We start from the raw sequence: 17,630 nt of genomic DNA, 5'->3' as shown, positions 1-17,630 counted from the left end.
CATCTCTGGAGAAGTCCCCCAAGACGACTCCAGATGCCAGTCAGCGCCCCCCAAGACGCTTTCTGACATCGCCAACTTAGACCTTCGAACCCCCTCGATGGTTACGTTCGCATCACTGTGATCTGCGTCTCTTGCTTATGTCCGTTAGATGCGCAAGAGACCGGATGCAGCGACCGAGCACCAGCGTAAGGAGGATGCGTGAGCCTTGTGAAGAGCTTATGTGAGGCGCGTGCCTCAGCGAAAGGCCCGCAGCCGGAGGCTGTTGCTCACCACGAACACCGACGAGAACGCCATCGCCGCCCCCGCGATCATCGGGTTGAGCAGCCCCGCGGCGGCCAGCGGCAACGCGGCCACGTTGTACCCGAAGGCCCACACCAGGTTGCCCTTGATCACCGCCAGGGTCCGCCGGGACAGCCGAATGGCGTCCGCGGCCACCCGCAGATCCCCGCGCACCAGCGTCAGATCGCTCGCCTCGATCGCCGCGTCCGTGCCGGTCCCCATCGCCAGCCCGAGATCCGCCGTGGCGAGCGCGGCCGCGTCGTTCACCCCGTCGCCCACCATCGCGACCACCCTGCCCTCGTCGCGCAGCCGCCGTACGACGTCCACCTTGTCCTCGGGCAGCACTTCCGCGATCACCTGGTCGATGCCGACCCGCCGGGCCACCGCCTCGGCGACGGTCCGGTTGTCCCCGGTCAGCAGCACCGGCGTCAGCCCCAGCCCGCGCAGCCGCCGTACCGCCTCGGCGCTGGTCTCCTTCACCGCGTCCGCGACGGCCAGTACGCCGTACGCCGTCCCGTCCCAGCCGGCCACCACCGCCGTACGACCGTCCCGCTCGGCCTCGTCACGGGCCCGGACCAGTTCCGGCGGGAGCACGTCGTAGAGCCGCCCCACGGCCACCTCGCGGCCCTCCACGCGCCCGCGGACGCCCCGGCCGGGCACGTTCTCGAAGTGCTCGGCCACCGGCAGCTCCCCGGCCCGCTCCTCGGCGCCCGCGGCCACCGCGCGGCCGACCGGGTGCTCGGAGGCGTGCTCCAGGGCGCCCGCGAGCCGCAGCAGCTCCTTCTCGTCGGCGCCCTCCGCGACGTAGACCTCCTGAAGGCGCATCCGGCCCGGGGTGACCGTGCCCGTCTTGTCGAGGACGACCGTGTCGACGCGGCGCGTGGACTCCAGCACCTCGGGGCCCTTGATGAGGATGCCGAGCTGCGCCCCGCGCCCCGTACCGACCATCAGCGCGGTCGGCGTGGCCAGCCCCAGCGCGCACGGGCAGGCGATGATCAGCACCGCGACGGCGGCGGTGAACGCGGCGACGGTGTCGCCGGTGACCACCAGCCAGCCGCCGAAGGTCGCGGCCGCGATGAGCAGCACCACGGGCACGAAGATCCCGGCGACCCGGTCGGCGAGCCGCTGCACCTCGGTCTTGCCGCTCTGCGCCTCCTCGACCAGCCGGGCCATCCGCGCGAGCCGCGTCTCGGCGCCGACCCGCGTGGCCTCGACGACGAGCCGTCCGCCGACGTTGACCGTGGCCCCGGTGACCGCGTCGCCCACGGCCACGTCGACCGGCACCGACTCGCCGGTCAGCATGGACGCGTCGATCGCCGACACGCCCTCGACGACGGTGCCGTCGGTGGCGACCTTCTCGCCGGGCCGTACGACGAAGCGGTCCCCGACGGCCAGCCGCTCCACCGCGATCCGCACCTCGCGCCCCGCGCGCAGCACGGCCACGTCCTTCGCGCCCAGGTCCATCAGCGCCCGCAGCGCCGCGCCCGCCCGCCGCTTGGAGCGGGCCTCCAGGAAGCGACCCAGCAGGATGAACGCGGTGACGCCGGCGGCGACCTCCAGATAGATCGTGGAGGCGCCGTCGGTACGGGAGACGGTGAGGTCGAAGGGGTGGCGCATGCCGGGCATGCCCGCGTCGCCGAAGAACAGCGCCCACAGCGACCAGGCGAACGCGGCGAGCGTGCCGACCGAGACGAGCGTGTCCATGGTGGACGAGCCGTGCCGCAGATTCGTCCAGGCGGCCCGGTGGAAGGGCCAACCGCCCCAGACGACCACCGGCGCGGCGAGCGTCAGCGACAGCCACTGCCAGTTGTCGAACTGGAGGGCCGGGACCATGGCCAGCAGCACCACGGGCGCGGCGAGCAGCCCGGAGACGAGCAGCCGGTGGCGCAGGGCGCCGAGCCCGGGGTCGGCATCGGCATCGGCGTCGGCGCGGGCGTCGGGATCGGCGTCGGCCGGGTCCTCGGGGGTCTGCTCACGTACCGGTTCCTCGGCCGTGTACCCGGTCTTCACGACGGTCGCTATGAGATCGGCGACCTCGACGCCCGCCGGGTACGTCACCCTCGCCTTCTCCGTCGCGTAGTTGACGGTGGCGGTGACGCCCTCCATGCGGTTGAGCTTCTTCTCGATCCGGGCCGCGCACGAGGCGCAGGTCATCCCGCCGATGAGCAGCTCGACGTCCGAGGTCGGGCCGGACGCGGGGGCCGCGTCCGGGCCGGATATCGGTGCGGTGGTGCTGGACATGTCCACTCCAGAGGCGGAAGCGCCGTGCGGGGGCGCGGGAAGCGCCGTGAAGGGGGCGCGGGAAGCGCCGTGAAGGGGGCGCGGGCTCGCTCAGACCGTGTGCGGGATCGCTCGGACCGTGTGCAGGATGCTCAGACCGTGCCGACCAGCTCGAAGCCGGCCTCGTCCACGGCGGAGCGGACCGCCTCCTCGTCCAGGGCGGCCGCGGAGACGACGGTGACCTCGCCGGTGGAGGCGACGGCCTTGACCGAGCTGACACCGGCGATCTGGGAGATCTCGCCCGATACCGCGCCCTCGCAGTGGCCACAGCTCATGCCGCTCACCTTGTAGACGGCGGTGACGGAACCGGGGGTGTCGGTGTGCGCGGTCATCTCGTTGCTCCTCATCGAGGCGTGCGGGTCTGCGGGGAACCCGGAAGGGCTCTCCCGTCACCCCACTGTACCCCTAGGGGGTATTTCCACCGATGGACGCGCCCGGTCGGCCGCCGACCAGGGGGTCGAGGTAGCGGACGAGCGCGTTCTTCAGCTCGCCGACGTACGCCTCGCGCTCGGCGCCCTCGTGGGCCAGGATCAGCTCCAGGCCCGCCTTGTACATGCCGAGGCACATGTGTGCCGTGCGGGCGAGGTCGGCCGGGGGCGCGTCGGGCAGGAAGGACGACAGCAGGCCCTCGATGCGGGAGAGCAGGGTCGCGTGGAGGGCGTCGTGCTCCTCGGTGAGGCGGCCGGGGATGTCCGGGCCGTGCATCAGCGCGAAGAACACCGGGTGGTCGCAGTTGAACGCGATGAACCGGTCGACGGCCCCCGCCACGGCCTGCTCCAGTGGAGTCGCGGGGTCTACCGGCGCGAGCGCCTCGCCGTACGCCTCCCGCATCTGCTGGATCAGCCGCTCGCCGAGCTCGATCGCGATCGCTTCCTTGTTCGGGAAGAACTGGTAGAGCGTGCCCGGTGAGACGCCCGCCTCGCGGGCGATCGCGTTGGTGCTGGCGGCGGTGTAGCCCGTGCTGGTGAAGACGGTCGCGGCGGCGTCGAGCAGCTGGGCGATACGGCGCTCACCGCGCGCCTGACGCCGGCGAGGCTGCTCCTTCTCCTGGGTGTCGGGCACCGGTTATCCCCAACTCTCCGAACGCGGTTGACAAACACGAGCGGTCGCTCGCATTCTGGGTCCATGAAACGCGAGCGATCTCTCGTGTTTCTCATTCTACGGTTGTCACGGGTTTCCGCGTCTCTGTCGTTTCCGCCTCCCACGGTGAAGGGGACACCGCACCATGACCGAAGTCAACAGCCCACCCCGCTTCGGCGGCTGGACCCGCTTCGTCACCGCCCGTCCCAGGCTGTCGCTGCTCGCGGCCCTGGTGCTCACCGTGCTCGCCGTGCTGGCCGGCAGCGGCGTCGCCGACCGGCTCGGCAGCGGTGGCTGGGAGGACCCGGCCGCCGAGTCGACCTATGCGACCCGGGCGCTGGAGCACGCGTTCCCGGCATCGCAGCCCAACCTCCTGCTCCTGGTGGACGCGGGAAGCTCCTCCGTCGACGACCCGGCGGTGGCCGCCGAGGCCCGCAGCCTTGCCGGGCGGCTGGCCGGGGAGAAGGGCGTCATAGGCGTCGGCTCCTACTGGCAGGCCGACCCCGCGGCGGCCCCCGCCCTGCGCGCCAAGGACGGCCACGAGGCGCTGATCGCCGCGCGGATCACCGGCGAGGAGAAGGAGATGGGCCGCACCCTGGACCGCATCGCCCCCTCCTACCGGGGCGAGCACGGTCCGGTGAAGGTCACGATCGGCGGCCCCGTCGCCGTGCGGCACGAGATGCAGACCATCATCCGGGAGGACCTCACCCGCGCCGAGATGATCGCCCTGCCGGTCACGCTCCTGCTGCTGGTGATGGTCTTCGGCAGCGCGATCGCCGCCCTGCTGCCCCTCGGCATCGGCATCGTCGCGATCCTCGGCACCAACGCGGTGCTGCGCGGCCTCACCGAGTTCACCGATGTCTCGGTCTTCGCCCTGAACCTCACCACGGCCCTCGGCCTGGGCCTCGCCATCGACTACGCCCTGTTCATCGTCCGCCGCTTCCGCGAGGAGCTGTCCACCGGCGCCGAACCGCTGCCGGCGGTCGCCACCACCCTGCGCACGGCCGGCCGCACGGTCCTCTTCTCGGCCCTCACGGTCGCCGTGTCCCTGGCGGCGATGCTGCTCTTCCCGCAGTACTTCCTGCGGTCCTTCGCCTACGCCGGCATGGCGGTGGTCCTGCTGGCGGCGGCCGCCGCGCTGATCCTGCTCCCGGCGGCCCTGGTCCTGCTGGGCCACCGGGTCAACTCCCTCGACCTGCGCCGCCTGTTCAAGCGCGGCGAACCGGCACCGGCGCCGGCCACGGCGGAGGGTGCCGACACGGCGGGCACCACGGACCGCAAGGCCTGGGCGCGCGCGGCCACCCTGGTCATGCGCCGGGCCCCCTTCTTCGCCCTCGGCACCACCGCCGTCCTGGTCCTGCTCGGACTGCCCTTCCTGGGCGTGAAGTTCGGCACCGCGGACGACCGTCAGCTGCCCTCCGGCGCCGAGTCCCATGTGGTCCAGCAGCACATCCGCGACGGCTTCCCGGGCAACCCCGGCGGCGGCCTGGAGGTGCTCGCGGAGGGCCGGGCGACCCCGGCGCAGTACGCGGCGTACCGGCAGCGGATCGCCGAGCTCCCCGACGTGCTGCGGGTCGACGGGCCGCTGGTGAAGGGCGAGTCGGCGTACTTCACGGTGCTGCCCAAGGGCGAGGCGGTCGACGACGCCGCCCAGCGTCTCGTCGGCGACCTGCGCGCCACCGACGCCCCCTTCGACACCGCGGTGACCGGCACGGCGGCGGTCCTGGTCGACTCCAAGCACGCCATCGCCGGACAGCTGCCCTGGGCGGCGGCCTTCATCGCGATCGTCACCCTGCTGCTGGTCTTCCTGCTGACCGGCAGCGTGCTGATACCGCTCCAGGCGGTCCTGCTCAACGCGCTCAGCCTGACGGCGATGTTCGGCGCGGTGGTCTGGGTCTTCCAGGACGGCCATCTCTCCGGCCTCCTCGGCTTCACCAGCCCCGGCTCCATAGAGACGACGCTCCCGGTCCTGATGTTCTGCGTGGCCTTCGGTCTCTCCATGGACTACGGCGTGTTCCTGCTCTCCCGCATCAAGGAGGAGTACGACAGGACGGGCGACCACAACGAGGCGGTCCGGCACGGCCTGCAGCGCACGGGCGGACTGATCACCGCGGCGGCGGTCATCCTGGCCGTGGTGATGGTGGCGATCGGCACGTCCCGCGTGACCAACACCAAGATGCTGGGCCTCGGCATCGCGCTGGCGGTCCTGATGGACGCGATGATCGTCCGCAGCCTCCTGGTCCCGGCGGTGATGCGCCTGACGGGGAAGGCGACCTGGTGGGCCCCGGCCCCCCTGAGGAGGCTCCACGACCGGTTCGGCTTGAGCGAGGGCGAGGCCGAGCACCCCGACAGGGGCGCGGTTCGCCATACGGCTCCGCCGAGCGCCGCGACCGGCCACGATGTACCGGCAGACGAGAACGGCGAGGGGAGCCCGGATGAGAGCGGTGGTCTTCGAGAAGTTCAGCGAACCCGCTGAGGTGCGCGAGCTCCCCGACCCGCGGCCGGCCCCCCACGGGGTGGTCGTACGGGTCGAGGCCACCGGCCTCTGCCGCAGCGACTGGCACGGCTGGCAGGGCCACGACCCCGACATCACCCTCCCGCACGTCCCCGGCCATGAACTCGCCGGCACCGTGGAGGCGGTCGGCCCCGGGGTGAGCAACTGGCACCCCGGCGACCGGGTCACCGTCCCCTTTGTGTGCGCCTGCGGAACGTGCGGGGCCTGCGCGGCCGGCGACCAGCAGGTGTGCGAACGCCAGACCCAGCCCGGCTTCACCCACTGGGGTTCCTTCGCGCAATACGTGGCGCTGGACCACGCCGACGTGAACCTCGTCGCCGTACCCCAGGAGCTGTCGTCGGCCACGGCGGCGGCGCTGGGCTGCCGGTTCGCCACGGCGTTCCGGGCGGTCGTGCAGCAGGGCCGGGTCGCGGCGGGGGAGTGGGTCGCCGTGCACGGCTGCGGCGGGGTCGGGCTGTCCGCGGTGATGATCGCGGCGGCCGCCGGGGCGAGGGTGATCGCGGTGGACGTGTCGCCCAGGGCCCTGGACCTGGCCCGGACGTTCGGGGCGGCGGAGTGCGTGGACGCGACGACCGTGCCCGACACGGCGGTCGCGGTCCGCGAACTGACGGGCGGGGGCGCCCACCTCTCCCTGGACGCCCTGGGTTCGCCCGCCACCTGCGCCGCGTCGGTCGACGGCCTGCGCCGCCGGGGCCGTCACATCCAGGTCGGCCTGCTGCCCTCCCCGGACGGTACGACCCCGGTGCCGATGGCCCGCGCGATCGCCCTGGAGCTGGAGATCCTCGGCAGCCACGGCATGGCCGCGCACACGTATCCGGCGATGCTGGAGGCGGTCCGCGCGGGCGTGCTGCGTCCCGACCTCCTGGTCACCTCCACGATCTCCCTGGACGCGGCCCCGCGGGCCCTGGCGGCGATGGGGACGGCCCCCGGAGCGGGGGTGACGGTCATCGAGCCGTGGAGCTGACGGCGGCCGGCGGCCGGATTCCCGGGAGGTCAGTCCTGTCTGCGGCCCCGGTTGCCCGGCCGGGAGGCCACCCAGGCGCGGACGGTTTCGACGTACCAGTAGGGCTTGCCGCCCTCCACGTGGTCGGGGGCGGGCAGCAGTCCGTGCTTGCGATAGGACCGCACGGTGTCCGGCTGCACCTTGATGTGCGCCGCGATCTCCTTGTAGGACCACAGCCTCTGGTCGGTCATGGGTCGCACCTCCCTGCGCGCGGGGCGGCGGCCGGGAGACCGCCCGGGGGAGCCCCGCGCCGCACTGGTGACCGCCGCACGGCGATCACCAGCCCTGTGCCCCGTGAACGACGGTCGGTGACCGACGGAAAGCGGCTGTTGACCGGGCGTGACGAGGAACCCGCGTACATGCGACACGTGTGACAGAAAGAGGTCATTTGTGACGCGTCTGAAGCAGAGGCGCGACTCCGCCCCGCAGGAACGACCGACCACGGCCGACTCGCCGACGACCAGCAGACGGCGATCGGCCGAGATGGCCTCGCCGACGACCAGCGGACCGCGTATCCCCTAGGCCCCGCACGACCTCAGGAACGCCCGGGTTCGCACGGCGATCGGCAGGGGAGCGTCCTGCTCGCAGGGATACATGTCCTGCTCGACGATCGCGAACAGGTCCACGTCCAGCTTCTGCGCGGCCTCCAGTACGGGCCCCAGCGCGGGTACGCCGGAGGGCGGCTCGCACATCACGCCCTGGGCGACGGCGGGCCCGAACGGCGTCCCCTTCGCCCGTACGTCCGCCAGGATCTCCGGGTCGACCTGCTTGAGGTGCAGATACCCGATCCGCTCCCCGTACGTCTCGATGAGCTTGACGCTGTCGCCGCCGCAGTAGGCGTAGTGCCCGGTGTCCAGGCACAGCGAGACCTGGTCGGAGTCCGTCGCGTCGAGGAAGCGGACGACGTTCTCCTCGCTGTCGATGTGGGTGTCGGCGTGCGGGTGGACGACGATCGTCAGCCCGTACTCCTCGCGCACCCGGCGCCCCAGCCGCTCGGTCAGGGAGGTGAGATCCCGCCACTGACCGGCCGTCAGGGTGCTGGGTTCCAGCACCTCGCCGGTCTTGTCGTCCCGCCAGAAGGACGGGATGACGACCAGGTGCTTCGCCCCCATCGCCTGGGCCAGCGCCGCGTTGTCCGCGACATGCGCCCAGGTCTTCTCCCAGACCGCCTCGCCGTGGTGCAGCCCGGTGAACACCGTGCCGGCCGAGACCTTCAGACCGCGCCGGGCGGTCTCCTCGGTGAGGACGGCGGGATCGGTCGGCAGATAGCCGTAGGGGCCCAGCTCGATCCACTCGTAGCCCGCCTCGGCGACCTCGTCGAGGAAGCGCTGCCAGGGGACCTGGACCGGGTCGTCGGGGAACCAGACGCCCCAGCTGTCGGGGGCCGACCCGATCCGGATGCGGGAGAGTGAGGGGTGCGGTGACAACGACGTCATGGCCGTCAGCGTGCTGGCTGCCCCGAGGGGTGTCAAGGTCTGGTCCGAATGTCTGGACAAAACATTGACAGGGCTCGGGGGTCGGCACTACAACCGGGAGGAGTCCAAGCGAAGGGAACCCGATGGCGTACGACCTGATCACCATGGGGCGGATCGGAGTGGACCTCTATCCGCTGCAGACGGGTGTTCCACTGGCCCAGGTGTCGACCTTCGGGAAGTTCCTCGGCGGCTCCGCGACCAACGTGGCCGTCGCCGCCGCCCGGCTCGGCCGCCGCACGGCCGTGATCACCCGCACCGGCGACGACCCGTTCGGCGCCTACCTGCACGAGGCGCTGCGCGGCTTCGGCGTCGACGACCGCTGGGTCACCGCCGTTCCCGGCCTGCCGACGCCGGTCACCTTCTGCGAGGTCTTCCCGCCGGACGACTTCCCGCTGTACTTCTACCGCCGCCCCAAGGCGCCGGACCTGGAGATCGACGCGCACGAGCTGGACCTGGACGCCGTCCGGGACACCCGCGTCTTCTGGGTCACCGGCACGGGCCTGAGCGAGGAGCCGAGCCGTACGGCCACCCTCGCCGCCCTCGCCCACCGCGCCAAGTCCGGTACGACGGTCTTCGACCTGGACTGGCGCCCCATGTTCTGGAGCGATCCGGCGGCCGCCCGCCCGTTCTACAAGGAGGCCCTGCGCCACACCACCGTCGCGGTCGGCAACCTCGACGAGGTCGAGGTCGCCACCGGGGTGCGCGAGCCGAGAGCCGCCGCGCAAGCGTTGCTGGACGCCGGAGTCGAGCTGGCGGTGGTCAAGCAGGGCCCGAAGGGCGTGCTCGCCGTGAACAGCGACGGTGAGGAGGCCGAGGTGCCCCCGCTCCCGGTGAACGTCCTCAACGGCCTCGGCGCCGGCGACGCCTTCGGCGGCTCCCTGTGCCACGGCCTGCTGGAGGGCTGGGACCTGGAGACGATCATGCGGCACGCCAACGCGGCGGGCGCGATCGTCGCCTCCCGCCTGGAGTGCTCGTCCGCGATGCCGACCACCGACGAGATCGAAGCCGCCCTCAAGGCCGGAGCGGTCCTGTGAGGGCGGGCCGGGTGGAAGGCGCCGCACACGGCGGCGGGACGACGACCCCGAGCAACGCGCACGGCGGGGGCACGACAACCCCGAGCGCCGACGCGCACGGCGAAGGCACGACAACGCCGAGCGCCGACGCGCACGGCGAGGGCACGATGACCCCGAGCGCCGCCGCGCACGGCGGGGACACGACGACCCCGCGCAGCGCCGCGCCCACCGGGCAAGCGCTTCCCCCCGTCGACATTGCCGAGCTGGTCCGGCTCCGCGCCCACCACCCCGAGGCGATCGCCGAGGCCGCCGCCCGGCGCACCCGGCGCCCGCTCCTCGGCGACTCCGGTCGGCTGATGATCGTCGCCGCCGACCACCCCGCGCGGGGCGCGCTCGGCGTCGGTGATCGCAAGATGGCCATGGCCAACCGCGCCGACCTGCTGGGAAGGCTCTGCCTGGCGCTCTCCCGCCCCGGTGTCGACGGCGTTCTCGCGACCGCCGACATCCTCGACGACCTCCTGCTGCTCGGCGCGCTCGACGGCAAGGTCGTCATGGGGTCGATGAACCGCGGCGGCCTCCAGGGCGCCCGCTTCGAGCTCGACGACCGCTTCACCGGTCACCGCCCCGAGGACATCGAGCGCCTGCGCTTCGACGCGGGCAAGCTGCTCCTGCGGATCGACTACGACGACCCGGGCTCCCTCACCACCCTGGAGTCCACGGCCCGCGCCGTCGACGCCATGGCCGAACGCCGGCTGCCCGTCTTCGTGGAGCCGTTCATCTCCCGCCGCACCCCCGAGGGCCGGCTGAAGAACGACCTCTGCGCCGAGGCGGTCACCCGGTCGATCGCCATCGCCTCGGGCCTCGGCGGCACCTCGGCGTACACCTGGCTCAAGCTGCCCGTCACCGAGAACCCCGACGACATGGCCGAGGTCATGGAGACCTCCACCCTGCCCGCCGTGCTCCTCGGCGGCGAGGTCGGGGACGACCAGGACGGCGCCTACGAGAAGTGGCGCGGGGCGCTCCAACTGCCCACCGTCCGGGGCCTGGTGGTCGGCCGTTCGCTGCTGTATCCGGCGGACGGCGACGTCGCCGGCGCCGTGGACACCGCCGTAGGACTGCTGTGAGGGCCGCATGAGCAACGAGCTGTATCTGCCGAAGGGCGCCACCGCCGACGGAGTTCACTCCCTCGCCATCGATCCGAAACGGGCCGGCTGGAGCCACAGCAGCCTGCGTGTCGTGGAGTTGGAGCCGGGCGGCAGCCACACTCTGCTCACCGGTGAGAGTGAGTGGATCGTGCTTCCCCTCGAAGGCGGATGTGTCGTACAAACAGAAGGAAAAGAGTTCCAACTCCTGGGCCGGGACAGCGTGTTCGCGTCGGTCACCGATTTCGCGTACGTACCCCGGGACACCCAGGCCCTGATCGCCTCCGGCGCGGGAGGCCGCTTCGCCCTGGCAGGAGCGAAGTGCGAGCGACGACTCCCCGCCCGCTACGGCCCCGCGCCGGAGGTCCCCGTCGAGAAGCGCGGCAGCGGCACCTGCCTGCGCCACGTCCGCAACTTCGCCTCGGCGGACGCCTTCGACTGCGACAAGCTGATCGCCGTGGAGGTCGTCACCCCCGGCGGCAACTGGTCGTCGTACCCGCCGCACAAGCACGACGAGTACCGCCCGGGCGAGGAGTCGCGGCTGGAGGAGATCTACTACTTCGAGATCGACGGACCGGGCGGTTTCGGCTATCAGCGCGTCTCGCCCTCCCGTGAGGGCGGATCGGACGTCCTCGCGGAGGTCCGCTCCGGCGACGCCGTCCTCGTCCCCGACGGCTGGCACGGCCCGTCGATCGCCCAGCCCGGCCACGACATGTACTACCTGAACGTGATGGCCGGTCCCGGCGAGACCCGGGAATGGCGGATCTGCTTCCACCCAGAGCACACGGAGGGGTACCGATGACCTCAACGACGAGGCTGACGGTCGCACAGGCGCTGGTCCGCTTCCTCGCCGCCCAGTACACCGAGCGCGACGGGGTCCGCCGGCGGCTCATCGGCGCGACCTGGGGCATCTTCGGCCACGGCAATGTGGCGGGCCTCGGCCAGGCGCTCGTCGAGCACGCCGACGTCATGCCGTACCACCAGGGCCGCAACGAGCAGTCGATGGTGCACGCGGCGGTCGGCTACGCCCGGCAGTCGAACCGTCTGTCCACGCACGCCGTGACGACGTCGATCGGCCCGGGCGCGACCAACCTGGTCACCGGCGCCGCCCTCGCGACGATCAACCACCTCCCGGTGCTGCTGCTGCCCGGCGACATCTTCGCGACCCGCGTCGCGGACCCGGTCCTGCAGCAGCTGGAAGTGCCGTACGCGGGCGACGTCTCCGTCAACGACACCCTGCGCCCGGTGTCGAAGTACTTCGACCGGGTCACCCGCCCCGAGGCCCTGATCCCGGCCGCCCTCCAGGCCATGCGGGTGCTCACCGACCCCGTCGAGACCGGCGCGGTCACCCTGGCCCTCCCGCAGGACGTGCAGGCCGAGGCGTACGACTGGCCGGACGACTTCTTCGCCGACCGCGTCTGGGTCGTACGCCGTCCGGGCGCCGACCCCACGGAGCTCGCGGAGGCGGTCCGGGCGATCAGGTCGGCCCGCCGGCCCCTGGTCGTGGCGGGCGGCGGCGTCCACCACAGCCGTGCCGAGGAGGCGCTCGCCGAGTTCGCCGCCGCCACCGGCATCCCGGTCGCCTCCACCCAGGCCGGCAAGGGCTCCCTGCGCTACGACCATCCGCAGGACGTCGGCGGCGTCGGCCACACCGGCACCGCGACGGCCGACGAACTGGCCCGCACCGCCGACCTGGTGATCGGCGTCGGCACCCGCTACACCGACTTCACCACCGCCTCCGGCACCCTCTTCGCCCACCCGGACGTCCGCTTCGTCAACCTCAACATCGCCCCCTACGACGGCCACAAGCTCGCCGGGATGCCGCTGGTCGCGGACGCCCGCAGCGGCCTCGCGGAGCTGACCGAGGCGCTCGGGATGCACGGGCACCGGGTCGCCGACTCCTACGTCACCGAGTACACCGAGGACAAGGAGCGCTGGGAACAGCGCGTCGACGCCTGCTACGAGGCCGAGGAGATCGACGTACGCCCCACGCAGACCCAGGTGCTCGGCGCCCTCGACGCCCTCGCCGACGAGTCGGACGTGGTCATCAACGCGGCCGGCTCGCTCCCCGGCGACCTGCACAAGCTGTGGCGGGCCCGCTCCCGGGACCAGTACCACCTGGAGTACGGCTACTCCTGCATGGGCTACGAGATCCCGGCGGCGATCGGCGTGAAGCTGGCCGCGCCCGAGCGGAACGTATGGGCGCTGGTCGGCGACGGCACCTATCTGATGATGCCGACGGAGATCGTCACGGCCGTGCAGGAGGGGATCGCGATCAAGATCCTGCTCGTGCAGAACCACGGCTACGCCTCCATCGGCGGCCTGTCGGAGTCGGTGGGCGGCGAGCGGTTCGGCACCGCGTACCGCTTCACCTCCGACGACGGCACGTTCACCGGGGCCCCGCTGCCCGTCGATCTCGCGGCGAACGCCGCCAGCCTCGGGATGCGGGTGCTGCGCGCGAAGACCGTCCGCGAACTGCGCGACGCGCTCGCCGAGGCGCGCGCCGCCGACACTCCCACTTGTGTCTACGTCGAGACCGAAACGTCAGACACTGTGTCGGGCGCGCCTCCGGCGCAGGCCTGGTGGGATGTTCCTGTGGCCGAGACCGCGACCCGAGCGTCGGCGGTCAAGGCACGTGAGCTGTACGAACGGCACGTCTCTACCCGACGCCGCCATCTGTGAAGGAGCAACCGGGCATGACGAAGATCGTCAACCACTGGATCGGCGGCAAGTCCGTCGAGGGCGCGTCGGGCACGTTCGGGCCGGTCACCGACCCGGCGACCGGCGCGGTCACCACGAAGGTCGCGTTCGCCTCCGTCGACGAGGTCGACGCGGCGGTCGCGGCGGCCAAGGAGGCCTTCGTGACGTGGGGCCAGTCCTCGCTGGCCAGGCGCACCGAGATCCTCTTCCGCTTCCGCGCCCTGCTGGACGCCAACCGCGACGCGATCGCCGAGCTGATCACCGCCGAGCACGGCAAGGTGCACTCCGACGCCCTCGGCGAGGTCGCGCGCGGCCTGGAGATCGTCGACCTGGCCTGCGGCATCAATGTGCAGCTGAAGGGCGAGCTGTCGACGCAGGTCGCCAGCCGGGTCGACGTGGCGGCCATCCGCCAGCCCCTCGGCGTGGTCGCGGGCATCACGCCGTTCAACTTCCCGGCGATGGTGCCGATGTGGATGTTCCCGATCGCCATCGCGTGCGGCAACACCTTCGTCCTCAAGCCGTCCGAGAAGGACCCCTCGGCCTCGATCAAGCTCGCCGAGCTGCTGGCCGAGGCCGGTCTGCCCGACGGTGTCTTCAACGTGGTCCACGGCGACAAGGTGGCCGTCGACCGGCTGCTGGAGCACCCGGACGTCAAGGCCGTCTCCTTCGTCGGCTCGACCCCGATCGCCCGCTACATCCACACCACGGCCTCCGCGAACCACAAGCGGGTCCAGGCCCTGGGCGGCGCCAAGAACCACATGCTGGTCCTCCCGGACGCCGACCTGGACGCGGCGGCGGACGCGGCCGTCTCCGCCGCCTACGGCTCGGCGGGCGAGCGCTGCATGGCGATCTCCGCGGTCGTGGCCGTGGGCTCCATCGGCGACGCGCTGGTCGACAAGATCCGGGAGCGCGCCGAGAAGATCAAGATCGGTCCCGGCAACGACCCGACCTCCGAGATGGGCCCGCTGATCACCGCCGCCCACCGCGACAAGGTGGCGTCCTACGTCACCGGTGCGGCGGCCGAGGGCGCCGAGGTCGTCCTCGACGGCACCGGCTACACGGTCGAGGGCTACGAGGACGGCCACTGGATCGGCATCTCGCTGCTCGACAAGGTGCCGACCTCGGCGAAGGCGTACCAGGACGAGATCTTCGGCCCGGTGCTGTCGGTGCTGCGCGTGGACACCTACGAGGAGGGCGTGGCCCTCATCAACGCCTCGCCCTTCGGCAACGGCACCGCGATCTTCACCCGGGACGGCGGCGCCGCCCGCCGCTTCCAGCTGGAGATCGAGGCCGGCATGGTCGGCGTGAACGTCCCGATCCCGGTCCCCGTCGGCTACCACAGCTTCGGCGGCTGGAAGGACTCGCTCTTCGGCGACCACCACATCTACGGCAACGACGGCACGCACTTCTACACCCGCGGCAAGGTCGTCACCACCCGCTGGCCCGACCCGTCCGAGGCCCCGGCGGGCGTGGACCTGGGCTTCCCGCGCAACCACTGAGGTTGTCGGCCTCGGTGCCCCGTCTCCTCCGGGAGGCGGGGCACCGTCGTGTCAGCGGCGGCTCAGCGACCCGTGGCTTCCTTGATCGCCGCAGTCATGTCACCCGTCTGGGAGGCGGGCGGGGGCGTCACCTTGGCCGTCTTGCCGAACTTCTCGAAGTCCATGGTGATCTTGACCTTGCCCAGGACCTCGTGGAAGCGGACCGGGAGGTCGTCCTCGCCCACCCAGATGTCCATGGCGACCGAGTCCACGCCGCCGGTCATCTGGCCCATGAGGCTCTTGTCGTTGGTGTAGGCCTCTTTGAACTTGCCCATCTTCTCCGGGCTGATCACGGCGTGGTAGTGAGTGGTGCTCTTGCCGTTCACCGTCTCCTTGCCGAGGTCCTGGACGTCGTCGGCGTACTTCAGGCCCTTCATGGAGGCCGTCGGGCTGCCGTTCTGGCCGCTGAGGGCCTGGGAGCCCGCCTCGCCGAAGATGGCCGAGCCGTCGATCTTCATCCACTCCTTGCCGGCGATCGGGCCGGAGGGCTGCGGGTCGATGTCGTAGTAGTACGCGCCGTTCACGAAGAGCACGCGGATCGTGGGGTCGTTCTGGAGGGTCTGCATGTTCGACGCCTTGGTGTCCATCTCGACGTCGTACGCGTAGCCGCCGCCCCACGAGTACGTGCCGTTCATGGCGATCGGCTTGCCGTTGCCCAGGTCGCTGGAGAGCTTCACCTCGGCCGAGCCGAGCTGCTCGGTCCGGTCGGTCGCCCGGGTGAGGGCCGCCATGATCTGGTCGGTGCCCTTGTCGGCGGCCTTGACGGCCTTCTTCGCGGTGTCCTTGGCGGTGTCCTTCGCGGACTCGCCCCCACAGCCGGCGGTCGCCACCAGCGCCGCCGCCGTGAGTCCCACCCAGACAGCCTTGTGCGCGATCCTCATGTCTTTCCCCACCCGAATCTGTGAACGATCTGTGCTGTGGACTCTACTGGGCCACACTGACAGGCCCACATGCCGGACCGCCTCACGTTTTTTTGACGCGTTGCCTACGGTTCCCGTATGCCGCCAAGGGGCGCGGCGCAAGCGGAATACGGTGGCTCATGCTGCCGAATACGTGATCAACGAGGTCTGAAAACTGCGAATTCCGTAGGTAAACAGCTATTGACGCCTCGGTTTTCGTCGGGGTTCCATGCCTGCACCTCACCCCTGACATCGCGCACCCCGCCGCACGAGTCGATCGGAACCGCTGCATGACCGACACGCTCAGCCCTGTCGCCACGGCCGTCGCCGAGGATCACGTCAGTCCCCAGAAGCTCAAGCGCTCCATCGGCGTCGTCGGCGGCACGCTGCTCACGCTGTCGTGCGTGACCCCGGCGTCCACGCTCTTCGTCGTCGTCCCCGACCTGTTCGGCACGCTCGGCACCGCCACCGCCCTCACCATCGCCATCGGCTCCCTGCTCTGTATCGCCGTGGCGTTCTGCTACTCCGAGCTGGGCACCCTCATCCCCAGCGCGGGCGGCGAGTACGCCATGGTCTCCACGCTGGCGGGCCGCCTCGCGGGCTGGCTCGTCTTCGTCCTGTCCCTGCTGGTCGTGATGATCGTCCCGCCCGTCATCGCGATGGGAACCGCCGACTATCTCGCCCCCGTCGTCCACCTGGACCCGTCCCTGACCGGCGCCGCCGTCATGCTCCTCGCCACCCTCGCGGGCCTGCTCGACCTGCGCGCCAACGCCTGGATCACCGGCGTCTTCCTGGTCCTGGAGGTCATCGCGGCGGCCGTCGTCGCGGTCCTGGGCTTCACCCACGGCGAGCGCGGCATGGGCAGCCTGGTCTCGATGCGCGTGGCGGGCGCCGACGGCCACGCCGACACCGTCACGGCGATGCTGGTCGTCTCCGGCCTCGCCATCGCCCTCTTCGTCACCCAGGGCTTCTCGACGGCCGTCTACCTCTCCGAGGAACTGGAGAACCCGCGGCGCAACGTCGCCCGCACGGTCCTGGCCACCCTCGCCATCTCCTCCGTGATCATCCTGGTCCCGGTGGTGGCGATCACACTGGGCGCCTCCGACCTCTCGGAACTCACCGGCGGCGACATCAGCGGCATGGTCACCGCCTGGTCGAACTCCGCCGTCGGCACCTTCGTCAGCCTCTGCGTCGCCCTCGCGATCATCAACGCGGGCATCGTCATGGTCATCCAGAACTCCCGGGTCCTGTTCGCCTCGGCCCGCGACAAGGCATGGCCCGAGCCGGTCAACAACATCTTCTCCAAGCTGGGCCGCTTCGGCTCCCCCTGGGTCGCCACCCTCGCGGTCGGCATCCCCGGCGCCCTGCTCTGCTTCGTGAACCTCGACACCCTGTACGGCGTCACGGGCGTCTCGGTGACGGGCATGTACCTCCTCGTCGCGGTCGCCGCCCTCCTGTCCCGCCGAGGCTCCCACCGCCACACGCGCGCGTGGCGCATGCCCCTGTGGCCCGCGATGCCGGTCCTCCTCATAGCGGTCCTCGCCTACATCCTCAGTCAGCAGGAGACGACCTACCTCCTGTGGACGGGCGGCATCACGGCGGCGGCCACCCTGTACTGGGCGCTGTACCTCCGCCCGCGCGGGGAGACGAGATGGCTGGTGTCGATCCCGGCGGAGGACTGATGATCCCCTGACAGCCCCGAAGGG

At 71.5% G+C, this 17,630-nt stretch carries 14 protein-coding genes; 8 read left to right on the top strand and 6 right to left on the bottom strand.

The features are described 5' to 3' along the window. Positions 1–234: 234 nt before the first annotated feature. From ACZ5NW_RS35305 to ACZ5NW_RS35295, 3 genes are all read right to left on the bottom strand, one after another. A complete protein-coding gene (locus ACZ5NW_RS35305; RefSeq protein WP_468748113.1) occupies positions 235–2,520 on the bottom strand; it encodes a heavy metal translocating P-type ATPase in 2,286 nt (761 codons plus the stop codon). A 131-nt stretch (positions 2,521–2,651) separates the two neighbouring features. Then, on the bottom strand, positions 2,652–2,891 hold the full coding sequence (locus tag ACZ5NW_RS35300) for a heavy-metal-associated domain-containing protein (RefSeq protein ID WP_468748112.1): 240 nt from the start codon (positions 2,889–2,891) through the stop codon (positions 2,652–2,654). Positions 2,892–2,964: 73 nt separating this feature from the next. Next, positions 2,965–3,621, bottom strand: coding sequence for a TetR/AcrR family transcriptional regulator (locus ACZ5NW_RS35295; protein WP_468748111.1), 657 nt, complete (start codon positions 3,619–3,621; stop codon positions 2,965–2,967). Between the two features lie 163 nt (positions 3,622–3,784). On the opposite strand from ACZ5NW_RS35295, the gene ACZ5NW_RS35290 reads away from it, so the two are divergent. Then, on the top strand, positions 3,785–6,115 hold the full coding sequence (locus tag ACZ5NW_RS35290) for an MMPL family transporter (protein WP_468748110.1): 2,331 nt from the start codon (positions 3,785–3,787) through the stop codon (positions 6,113–6,115). Then, positions 6,075–7,118 carry a zinc-dependent alcohol dehydrogenase family protein gene (locus ACZ5NW_RS35285; RefSeq protein WP_468748109.1) on the top strand — a complete coding sequence of 348 codons (1,044 nt, stop codon included), beginning with the start codon at positions 6,075–6,077 and terminating at the stop codon, positions 7,116–7,118. Before ACZ5NW_RS35290 ends, ACZ5NW_RS35285 begins: the two co-directional genes overlap by 41 nt. A 29-nt stretch (positions 7,119–7,147) precedes the next feature. Here the strand turns inward: ACZ5NW_RS35285 and ACZ5NW_RS35280 are convergent, their stop codons facing one another. Together ACZ5NW_RS35280 and ACZ5NW_RS35275 are read right to left on the bottom strand one after the other, a co-directional pair. Further along, positions 7,148–7,348, bottom strand: coding sequence for a helix-turn-helix transcriptional regulator (locus ACZ5NW_RS35280; protein ID WP_468748108.1), 201 nt, complete (start codon positions 7,346–7,348; stop codon positions 7,148–7,150). A 327-nt stretch (positions 7,349–7,675) separates the two neighbouring features. Continuing rightward, a complete protein-coding gene (locus ACZ5NW_RS35275) occupies positions 7,676–8,593 on the bottom strand; it encodes a sugar phosphate isomerase/epimerase family protein (RefSeq protein WP_468748107.1) in 918 nt (305 codons plus the stop codon). A 122-nt stretch (positions 8,594–8,715) separates the two neighbouring features. On the opposite strand from ACZ5NW_RS35275, the gene iolC reads away from it, so the two are divergent. From iolC to mmsA, 5 genes are all read left to right on the top strand, one after another. Beyond that, on the top strand, positions 8,716–9,666 hold the full coding sequence (iolC, locus tag ACZ5NW_RS35270) for a 5-dehydro-2-deoxygluconokinase (RefSeq protein ID WP_468748106.1): 951 nt from the start codon (positions 8,716–8,718) through the stop codon (positions 9,664–9,666). A 233-nt stretch (positions 9,667–9,899) separates the two neighbouring features. Then, entirely contained in the window at positions 9,900–10,769 is an 870-nt protein-coding gene (locus ACZ5NW_RS35265) for a Cgl0159 family (beta/alpha)8-fold protein (protein WP_468748140.1), read from the top strand. Between the two features lie 7 nt (positions 10,770–10,776). Continuing rightward, on the top strand, positions 10,777–11,589 hold the full coding sequence (gene iolB / locus ACZ5NW_RS35260; protein WP_468748105.1) for a 5-deoxy-glucuronate isomerase: 813 nt from the start codon (positions 10,777–10,779) through the stop codon (positions 11,587–11,589). Then, on the top strand, positions 11,586–13,469 hold the full coding sequence (gene iolD / locus ACZ5NW_RS35255; protein WP_468748104.1) for a 3D-(3,5/4)-trihydroxycyclohexane-1,2-dione acylhydrolase (decyclizing): 1,884 nt from the start codon (positions 11,586–11,588) through the stop codon (positions 13,467–13,469). The genes iolB and iolD overlap by 4 nt, the downstream gene beginning before the upstream one ends. A 14-nt stretch (positions 13,470–13,483) precedes the next feature. Further along, complete coding sequence (gene mmsA, locus ACZ5NW_RS35250; protein ID WP_468748103.1) at positions 13,484–14,986, top strand: CoA-acylating methylmalonate-semialdehyde dehydrogenase; 1,503 nt, start codon at positions 13,484–13,486, stop codon at positions 14,984–14,986. Between the two features lie 62 nt (positions 14,987–15,048). Here mmsA and ACZ5NW_RS35245 read toward each other — a convergent pair whose 3' ends face one another. After that, a complete protein-coding gene (locus ACZ5NW_RS35245; RefSeq protein ID WP_468748102.1) occupies positions 15,049–15,906 on the bottom strand; it encodes an SCO4651 family lipoprotein in 858 nt (285 codons plus the stop codon). Between the two features lie 308 nt (positions 15,907–16,214). Here ACZ5NW_RS35245 and ACZ5NW_RS35240 point away from each other — a divergent pair, with 308 nt between their 5' ends. Beyond that, positions 16,215–17,606 carry an APC family permease gene (locus ACZ5NW_RS35240; RefSeq protein WP_468748101.1) on the top strand — a complete coding sequence of 464 codons (1,392 nt, stop codon included), beginning with the start codon at positions 16,215–16,217 and terminating at the stop codon, positions 17,604–17,606. Positions 17,607–17,630 lie beyond the last annotated feature (24 nt).

It is taken from the genome of Streptomyces sp. NPDC032126 (genome assembly GCF_055580085.1).
Note: the sequence above shows the minus strand (reverse complement) of the source record. Positions and strands in the feature narration are given on the sequence as shown.